This is a genomic window from Bacillus seohaeanensis (assembly GCF_042684945.1).
Taxonomy (GTDB): domain Bacteria; phylum Bacillota; class Bacilli; order Bacillales; family Bacillaceae_B; genus Rossellomorea; species Rossellomorea seohaeanensis.
Genome location: NZ_JBHUMF010000026.1, coordinates 65,107 through 71,847, shown reverse-complemented (window position 1 = coordinate 71,847; position 6,741 = coordinate 65,107). Strand labels below are relative to the sequence as shown.

Sequence of the window (6,741 nt, the reverse complement as noted above, 5' to 3'; positions counted from 1 at the left end):
TTATGGAAATAAATTCATTTATCACAAATGCAATGGTTACACCATCACCTATATATCCTGTATCTAGGACTAATTTATCTATCATGTAAACAGCACCAATAAGTAATAGTATGTATAACTTACGCATCAAGCCTTCTCTAAAGATTGAGCTTTGAATCACTTCATCTTTCTTAGCAACCATAAAACCTGTAATAATGTCAATTGCCATCATACAAAGTAAGAAAGTCAATGCTAGACCTAATCCATCAACAATGTAGGAAACACTTGTACCTACTACTGAAATCACTGTTAAAGCTTTCTCATTCACACATTTCACTCCTTTCCTATTTTAAGCCAAAATAAAAAAGCCTTTCATTGACTTTTGGTAAAACTACTTACGCTTGAGTAGTAACAGGTGTAACTAATCGCACGATATTTTTATTAATAATTGCATCCCCAACCACAATCATAAGTAGTTTAGGATCATTCATTTTATTCGCCAATTCAGCAGCATTATAGGCTGAAAGCTCCGCATTAATTGTTGAACCGTCATGTAAAGAAATTTGAATTTTTGTCATAATATTTTCCTCCTAATTAATAAAATGTTCCTGATAATCTGAATCTGTCTGAACCGTGCAACAATATAAAGTTTCCTGTTGAGTTATCGCGGTAAAGTCTTATAGTTTGTCCATATTCCGAGGAAACGTAGTCTGTTCCGTGTGAGTGATATACGGATGCGTATTCACTATGCGAGTGCCCACTGAAACTAAAAGCACTCGAATTATAACCGTCTAATGTGTCTGCATTCCCTGCGCTACTTGCATAAGATACCGAAAGACCTTCAACTGTCGCGTTAGAGAAGTTGACATTTCCTCTCATATAAATTTCAGTCGAATCTAAAGTTATTGCGTTTATGGCATCTATATTAAGCGTATCAATACCAGGACTTGAAATACTTACTCCCCCAAAGTCACCGCGGAAATTTATTGATTTATACGTTCCGTCATCAAAAGACTTCCCAATATTCAATTCATTGGCTACGTTTGTAATTCCTAACATCTCAATCTTTTGTGCATCTAACGTAATAGTCGTTGCCGATTGATTAATTAATGAAGCGATGGTATTGCCGTTATAATCAGTCTGACTAACCTTTGAACTGATATTCCCAGCATTAACAGATATGCTTGATTCAGCAGAATCCATTCGACCACCAAGAGAAGATACACTTAATTCAATGTTATCTGACCGTAAATTAAGTGAAGCAATATTATCCTCGTTATCTGATACTTTTAATTCGATGTTGTCAGCTCGTAAATTGACAGAAGCGATGCTTTCGTCAATCTCTTCTACTTCTAAGGTGATACGCTCGTTCGTTTGTTCAATCCTTGACTGGAATTGTTTCTTATTTTGGTCAATTTCTACCCTTGTTTCAGTGAGTATATCAGAAAATGTTTTCTTCCTATTGCCTAATGTGGCAGTATTTTTACCTTTTCGTTTTGGTAATTTCTTTGTTGCTATAATACGAGTTTGAAATTCGATTCCTAGTGGTTCGTATATCAACCAAACTTTGTCACCTAACTCTTTTTCTTCACCTAAATCAACTTCTTCAACCTCAATAGAAACTTCAGGATAATCAATTAATTCACGTTTGATTCTTTCTATTAAGGAATCCGCAACAGAATAACGGTCATCTTTAATCTCTTTGGCGTGAATTTCACCAAAAATATCAGCATTAGGAGAGCGATAGGTAACAACCAATCCGTTTGCTCCTATCCCTTTAATAACTGTTGCTAACTTTTCTGTATTAACATCATTCTCTAATCCCTTAATATTGTGTTTATAACGATATTGGAAGTCATCATCCTTACCTATTTGCTTTTTGAAAACAAGGTGTTTACCTTTCTCAATCTTGACTTCACATTGAAATGCTTTGCATATTAAACGAATTAAAGCTACTGCATTATCTTCACCAAAATTAGGAAGCAAAGCAGATTCTGTTACATCTACATTTTCAAAAGTCCAATCATCTGGAAGTACAAATGATACTGCCTCATCTAGTGTTTTTGTACCACCGTTAATTGTATAAATTCGATGACCTTTTAAATCAAAGAAAATATGAGGTGCATAATTGACGGTTTTCTTGTTACGAATTTCTTTCATCTTTTTTACTCGATATTCATGACCTTCAAACTCAATAAGACTTTCTTCTGCGAGTAATGGATAAGCATATTCATTTAGCTCGGTGTTAAGAGCAGTGAAAGAGATAGAAAAGTCTCCATTCAATTCTTCAGTTATTTCAAAGTCGTTGTAATCAACAAGTGGTTCTGATACACCATTGTTTGTAATAGTTAGCAAATTAATCACCTCCAATATAAAAAGGAGTTGCATGATAACAACTCCTTGTAAAATTAACTATGTAATTACCTTACTCATTAAATCTAATTCGCTTGTATGTACAATCTCAAACATCAAATTCAAGTTAAAAGAATAATTTTATTTGATTATTTTAATTAAGCTACTTCATTCTCAATATCATATCCAACTTCCGTTAATTTCTGCCCAGTCACTTCACGTAAGTTAGATAGATTAGGGACTTGTTCATAAGTATAAGCTCCACTCAATACGGCACTAAACCAAACCTTTACAATAACGCTATCTTCATTAAACATTAGCTTCCACTCCTTTAATAATTTCATTAACAACATCAACGAGGTTAGAAAGATTAGGAACTTCTTCAATCTTTTTCTCTCCTTTTAAAACGGCATTTGCCCACGTATTCGCTACTACACTATCTGTTGTAAACATTAAACAGTACCTCCTTGCATTGCCATAACCGTTGTTAATTCGATAATTGCATTATCCAATTGTTTTTTAAGTTGCCTATTTTCGTTCTTTAACATGATTTGTCTGAAAGGATGAGCTTCTGGAAAAGAGTTAGGCAACGTACCATCTAACACGTAATCCATATAAACACTCGTAAAATCTTCCGGCATATTCTTAATTTCTTCAAATCTAGTAAGCTGTTCGTCTGTTAACGCAACTTCGATAAATTCCGTTACTTCTGTATGATCGTGTTTGTTTGCAACTTCTGTCCACCATTCCTTAGATGGTGTTGCCCATTGTTCAAACGCTTCTCCAAAACGGATTCCTTTAACTTTGTGTGGGTATAATTCAAAACGATTTCCTTTTCTTATTAGCATGTTATCACCCCTTTTATTGAACTAGTTCTAAGACTGGTCGCCAACTAGCACCGTACACAGTAGTGGATGAGGAAATCGAGTCCATATCAGCAACTCCCCACCATCCTCTTCGTACTCTTTCGTTGGCATCAGAACCCCATACCTCTTGACACAATGTACTCGCTCCCTCACCTGCATCCCTGTGCGTTATTAAATCATTATCAGTAAAATTAATTCCCCAATCTTCCGTAGAATATCCATATCCCCTAAGCCAACTGGATGGTGCGTTTGTGTGTATTGGTAGCATCAAACTGTTCCACTCACTTCCAACGGCTCCCTCATAGGTTTCATTAGAATTAGACGGGTTAGTTTCTGCACCCTGCCAAAGTCTTACTTTGTAAGTTAAGCCGTCAATCACCACTGTTTTATTACCGTAAACTAAATCGACTGCATTAATATCATCCCAACTCAAACTGTACCTAACAGGTTTTAAAGGACTAAATATCGGTTTACCTTCGCTAGAGAACTTCAACCAATCAGTATTGGAATGTTGACTCGTCCCTGCTGTTAACCCCACTTCACTAGCTAAAGTATCGCCATCTATAAACTCACCTGCACTCACTGTTCCAAAATAGCCTGCCGTCATATCTCCTGCTATTAAATTTGCATTTCCTGCCGAACCACTTGGGTCATCACTCAAAACAGGAGTCGCACTCACTTGTTGAGAACTAAGTTGATTAAAATTCCCTGCTTTATCATAAGGAAAAGCTCGATAATAATACGTTGTGCCACTTACTATATCTTCGTCTGTATAGGATTCTCCCACACCATCATAAACTGTTGTTCCCTCGTTTGGAGAAGCAACATATCCACCTGTTGACCTCTGAATCTTCACTCCTTCAAAATCGGCATCAGTAGGATTAGTCCACGATAAGTCAACAATTCCACTTCCTTGTTCTGCTACTGCAACAAAATTTGTAATGGGAGGTGGAGGAGTCGTATCTTTAGGTGGTGTGAGTAGACCATGTGAGATTAATACACGTTTGATATTCATTGTTCCACCTCCATTATTGAACTAATTCTAGGACTGGTCGCCAACCGTAATCCACACTGATTATACTAGAAGCACCGTAACCAGCATATGTTGCACCGTTTTTACCGCGCAGAACAATCACACTGTTATCTCCCTCTATATTTTCTTGACACCATATATACGACCCATTTCCATTAAACTGATCTAAATGTAAGTATTCATCAGTAAAATCAATACCCCAATCTTCTGTAACTCCTCCATAAGATGGATATGTCCAACTTGATGGAGCATTAACATGAATAGGCAATATAAGCCTATTCCATTCTGAGCCTATTGCATCTCTGTCACTATCAGTGTTTTTTGAAGGGTTGTTCTCAGCACCTCTCCATAGTTTCACTTTAAATGTTAAGCCGTTTATAATTATTGTTTTATTGCCATACACTGCATCAACATTGTTAATATCATTCCAAGATATATTATATCTGAACGATTCTGTTGGAGATAAAATAACCTTCTCATCAATGGCGAATTTCAACCAATCAGCGGTTGGATATTGACTATTACCTGCGGTTAATCCAATCTCACTGGCTAAAGTATCACCATCTATAAACTCACTAGAGGGTACTGTCCCAAAGTAACCAGCATCCATTATTCCTGCAACTAGATTAAGCAAACCTCCAATAGCGTTAGGGTCATCACCGACAACAGGCATCCCACTAACCTGTTGCCCCACATCTTGATTAAAGTTATCATCAAAATCATACGTAAAAGCACGATAGAAGTATTCAACACTATTTGTTAATCCACTGTCCGTAATCGTTGAATCTAAACCATCATAAGCCGTTATTCCATCCGTAGGAGAAGATGGATAACCGCCTTCTTTACGTTGGATCTTCACTCCTGCAAAGTCTGTGTCATCGGGATTCGTCCATGATAAGTTAACGAATCCATCACCGACACTATCAACCTTAAAGTTTGTGATTGGTGGTGGAGGTATGGTGTCCTTACTTGAGCTACCTCCACCACCCTTGATGACTCCATGAGCCATTAATATAGAGTTAATGTCCATCTATGCCACCTCCTTAGCCGAAAATGACCCGTCAGTTCCTAGTGTGAATGTCCATGTTTTAGTCAGTGCAACCGTCACACCATCTGCTTCGTAAAATTGAAGTGTGCAAGTTTGGTATTTACCTTGTGCATCTGGATTGGATAGTGTGCTTTTCAAATGCAAAGTACCATCTGGACGTTTGAAGTCTACTACTCTATAAACACCTTTTTCATCTTGGTCACTTGCATATTCGTTTAGTTCGTCATCATGTGGCATGTACTCGTTTAGATGGTCTGTAACTCTTTGGTCTACCGCACCAACGTCATCGGATAAAAGACCGATTTTATTGTCTACATCTGTGACGGATTGAGTAGTTGCAGCACCGATGTCGTCTGGTGAAGTTGGTATATTTGGTTTGTTGATTAAATCGTTGTAGTCACCACTAAAAGTTTCAATTGTAACATTACCTGTTTGATCAGGACTCGAACCATTAACACTCGACACTGAACCTGTACCATCCATCCCTCTTTTAGCAACAAGTGTCCAATTAACGCCTTCTACTGGTGTAACTCCTGTACAATCTTGAATACAACGCCATGTAGAACCGTTATATCTGACTTCATTATTAACTACATAAGTAGTAGTTGAAGAATAATCACCAAGGTGAATGTAAGTATCAACTAGAGTTTGAGATTCGTTTGCTGCCTCATTAGCATTTGCTGTTGCAGTTTCAACATCAGAAATAGCCTGTGCTGTGTTTGTTTGTCTCTGTTGCTCTTGTGTTTGCCTAATTTGTTCATTCGTTTCACGAGTAGACTCGGCATTTTTTCTATCAGTCTCATTCGATTGTCTGACATTCTCATTGTCTATTCGAGTAGATTCATTTATTCCTCTTGTGTTTTCCGATGTAACACGTTCATTTTCTGCAGTGACTCTTAATTCTTCTGCATCGGATACATCTGTTGCTACCGAGCTTACGTTCTGTGCTTCAGTTTTAGCATAATCCCCTTGAGTCTTGGCGTAATTCCCTTGTAACTTAGCATAATCCCCCTGTTCTTGAGCATAATCACTAACACTACCAACTTCAATAAACAACTCTTGCAGTATTGTTAGATCCTCATCATCTTCTTGAATTGCAGATGAACCAATATTTTCGTGAATCCGTACTTCTAACTTTTTCGTTGAAATTCTTTCCAGATTATCTAAACTGAAAAATTGGATTTCTAATTTACCTCGCCCTGCAACTTCCATTTCTTCATTGCCAATTTCATAGGAAACGGTATTATTTACAGGAGTTAGAAGCCTAGATACAATGTGATTATCAGGACGCTTGTAATTGACTACGATTCTACCAATATTACTTAAATCTGCATCAATTCTATTATCCTTTACAATGAATTCAAGTATATTGGTATCGTTTTGAATGAATTGAGGTAAAGGAATAACGGTAGACTGTCGGAGATCGATTGTAACTGTTTTCTTATTTACTGTTTTCAATTAGC

Annotated in this window: 9 protein-coding genes; all 9 read right to left on the bottom strand. The window is 37.0% G+C overall.

Going from position 1 to position 6,741, the window contains the following annotated elements; genetic code table 11:
* A partial coding sequence (locus tag ACFSUL_RS10785) for a phage holin family protein (protein WP_377935255.1) occupies positions 1-307 on the bottom strand: 307 nt, incomplete at its 3' end.
* A 67-nt stretch (positions 308-374) separates the two neighbouring features.
* Positions 375-557, bottom strand: a complete 183-nt coding sequence (locus ACFSUL_RS10780; protein ID WP_377935253.1) for a hypothetical protein — start codon at positions 555-557, stop codon at positions 375-377.
* A 16-nt stretch (positions 558-573) separates the two neighbouring features.
* Positions 574-2,334, bottom strand: a complete 1,761-nt coding sequence (locus tag ACFSUL_RS10775; protein WP_377935251.1) for a phage tail protein — start codon at positions 2,332-2,334, stop codon at positions 574-576.
* A gap of 155 nt (positions 2,335-2,489) precedes the next feature.
* Positions 2,490-2,648: a hypothetical protein gene (locus ACFSUL_RS10770; protein WP_377935249.1), complete on the bottom strand. Its 159-nt coding sequence runs from the start codon at positions 2,646-2,648 to the stop codon at positions 2,490-2,492.
* On the bottom strand, positions 2,641-2,784 hold the full coding sequence (locus ACFSUL_RS10765) for a hypothetical protein (protein WP_377935247.1): 144 nt from the start codon (positions 2,782-2,784) through the stop codon (positions 2,641-2,643). The genes ACFSUL_RS10770 and ACFSUL_RS10765 overlap by 8 nt, the downstream gene beginning before the upstream one ends.
* A complete protein-coding gene (locus ACFSUL_RS10760) occupies positions 2,784-3,179 on the bottom strand; it encodes a hypothetical protein (protein ID WP_377935245.1) in 396 nt (131 codons plus the stop codon). Before ACFSUL_RS10760 ends, ACFSUL_RS10765 begins: the two co-directional genes overlap by 1 nt.
* 13 nt (positions 3,180-3,192) lie before the next feature.
* Positions 3,193-4,212: a hypothetical protein gene (locus tag ACFSUL_RS10755; protein ID WP_377935243.1), complete on the bottom strand. Its 1,020-nt coding sequence runs from the start codon at positions 4,210-4,212 to the stop codon at positions 3,193-3,195.
* 13 nt (positions 4,213-4,225) lie between these two features.
* Complete coding sequence (locus tag ACFSUL_RS10750; protein WP_377935241.1) at positions 4,226-5,260, bottom strand: hypothetical protein; 1,035 nt, start codon at positions 5,258-5,260, stop codon at positions 4,226-4,228.
* Positions 5,261-6,736: a hypothetical protein gene (locus ACFSUL_RS10745; RefSeq protein WP_377935239.1), complete on the bottom strand. Its 1,476-nt coding sequence runs from the start codon at positions 6,734-6,736 to the stop codon at positions 5,261-5,263.
* Between the last annotated feature and the right edge of the window lie 5 nt (positions 6,737-6,741).

Bases quoted from the DNA above. Each gene is read 5' to 3' on its own strand.
- ACFSUL_RS10755 (WP_377935243.1), bottom strand. From the start codon at position 4,212: ATGAATATCAAACGTGTATTAATCTCACATGGTCTACTCACACCACCT.
- ACFSUL_RS10750 (WP_377935241.1), bottom strand. From the start codon at position 5,260: ATGGACATTAACTCTATATTAATGGCTCATGGAGTCATCAAGGGTGGT.
- ACFSUL_RS10780 (WP_377935253.1), bottom strand. From the start codon at position 557: ATGACAAAAATTCAAATTTCTTTACATGACGGTTCAACAATTAATGCG.
- ACFSUL_RS10760 (WP_377935245.1), bottom strand. From the start codon at position 3,179: ATGCTAATAAGAAAAGGAAATCGTTTTGAATTATACCCACACAAAGTT.
- ACFSUL_RS10770 (WP_377935249.1), bottom strand. From the start codon at position 2,648: ATGTTTAATGAAGATAGCGTTATTGTAAAGGTTTGGTTTAGTGCCGTA.
- ACFSUL_RS10765 (WP_377935247.1), bottom strand. From the start codon at position 2,784: ATGTTTACAACAGATAGTGTAGTAGCGAATACGTGGGCAAATGCCGTT.